This is a genomic window from Rahnella perminowiae, from assembly GCF_019049695.1.
GTDB lineage: Bacteria > Pseudomonadota > Gammaproteobacteria > Enterobacterales > Enterobacteriaceae > Rahnella > Rahnella perminowiae.
In genome coordinates, this window is record NZ_JAFMOT010000047.1 from 1 (window position 1) to 426 (window position 426).

Consider the following 426-nt stretch of genomic DNA (forward strand, 5'->3'; position numbering starts at 1 on the left):
CCAACATTCTCACTCGTAGCCGCTCCAGCTATCCTTCCGGACCACCTTCACTGCTGACTACGACGCTCCCCTACCAATCTCTACAAGATTCCGCAGCTTCGGTAGCATGCTTGAGCCCCGGTGGATTGTCGGCGCCGCAGCACATCGACCAGTGAGCTATTACGCACTCTTTCAAGGGTGGCTGCTTCTAAGCCAACCTCCTGGTTGTCACGGTGCCACGACTACCTTGCCCACTTAGCATGCATTTCGGGACCTTAGCTGGCGGTCTGGGCTGTTTCCCTCTCGACCATGGAACTTAGCTCCCACAGTCTCACTAGCGGTACCAACCTGGCGGCATTCGTCGTTTGAAACGGGTCAGTAAGCTGGATGCCCCATCGCCGAGCCAGTGCGCTACCTCCACCATGTCCTCATACCACCGCTGTACCT

At 57.3% G+C, this 426-nt stretch carries 1 rRNA gene; it reads right to left on the bottom strand.

Annotated features, from left to right (window positions below):
• Positions 1-426 (bottom strand): 23S ribosomal RNA (locus J1781_RS00210); the annotation flags it as partial.